Below are 1,374 nucleotides of genomic sequence, written 5' to 3' on the forward strand. Positions count from 1 at the left end.
GGCTGGGCCCACAGCCGCACCAGTGCGTTCATGCCGGGTGAGGCGACCCAGTGGGCTTCCTTGGGCGGCAGCGCCGAGGCCACGACACGGCCGAGTTCATCGAGGATGCGCACGGTGTTGGCGCTCCAGGGCCGGACCAGCCCGGTAGCGGTGGTCAGGGCTTTTTCAAAGCGCGCGTCCCGCACGGTGAAATATTGCGTGCCGTGGTCAAAACCGCCGAATTCGCTTTCGCGTGTGGCCATCCGGCCGCCGGCGCCCCGGCTTTTTTCAAACACGGTGACGCGGTGCCCGGCCTGCACCAGGGTGCGGGCGCAGGCAATGCCCGCAATGCCTGCGCCTATGACGGCAATGCGGCGCGGAGCCGCGGATTCAGGGGATCGGATGGATTTTTTTGTCATATCTTTGTACTTTGTGCGGTTTGACGAATGGGCGTACTGCGGATCATTCAAGTGATTTGCGGCGTCCCGGCGTATGTCATCACATCTCAACCATAAACGAAAACTTTAAGAACCTGTTTCAAGCACACTCTACACGCAGCCGCAGCGCATGCGCAGATATTGCGTGCCACTACGGGTTTTCATGCAGACTGGTCACGCTCCAGCAGGGCTTTTCGTGTGGCGGGATTTTCCAGTTGCTTCAGCCACCACTGCAGCGCCCGCCCGCCATGGCCGTCCACGACGCGCAGCCACGCATAGCTCATGGGCACGAGGCGTGGGGCTCGCTGCATTTTTTTCTCGACCAGCCTCCCGGTGGCGACATGCGGACGCGCAAGGTATTCAGGCAAAAAGCCGCCGCCCAGTCCCCGCAGTTGGGCCTGCAGTTTTTCCTGCATGCCGGGCACCGTAAAAATGTCCTGGCCGCCGAGCAGGCCCACAGTGATGCCGCTGCCACGCTGCACGGAATCCGCCACGGCCACGGCCCGGTGGGGCATCAGCATCGCATCCGTTATCGGTTCAGCAGCTTTTGCCAGTGGGTGATGGGGCGCCACGGCATAAATGAAATGAATGCTGCCCAGTGTCTTGTGTTGCACCGAGGTATTGACGGATGGTTCCATGGCCACCCCGATGGCCAGGTCTGCCTGGCCGGAGGTAAGCGCTTCCAGCGTGCCCGACAGCGCTTCTTCGCGAATCCGCAGGCGTGTGGGTGGGTTCAGGGCAAAAAAAGCTTCGCACAGTTCCATCACGGTGGTGCGCGAGATCACGCTGTCCACAGCCAGCGTGAGCTGCGGTTCCCAGCCGGTGGCGACGCGCTTGACGCGATTGGCCACGGCGTCGAGTTCGGCCAGCAGGCGGTTGCCTTCACGCAGCAATTCCTTGCCGGCCTCGGTCAGTTTGGCCTGGCGCGAAGAGCGGTCAAACAGCAGCACATCGAGGG

General features: G+C 62.4%; 2 protein-coding genes. Both read right to left on the reverse strand.

Annotated features, from left to right (window positions below):
- Nucleotides 1–398 (reverse strand): FAD-dependent oxidoreductase (locus tag AC1D1X_RS23360; RefSeq protein WP_477699351.1); only part of this gene is annotated, 398 nt, incomplete at its 3' end.
- Nucleotides 399–577: 179 nt separating this feature from the next.
- Nucleotides 578–1,374, reverse strand: a 797-nt coding sequence (locus tag AC1D1X_RS23365; protein ID WP_477699352.1) for a LysR substrate-binding domain-containing protein, incomplete at its 5' end; no start/stop codon positions are given.

It is taken from the genome of Polaromonas sp. P1_G4, assembly GCF_056405475.1.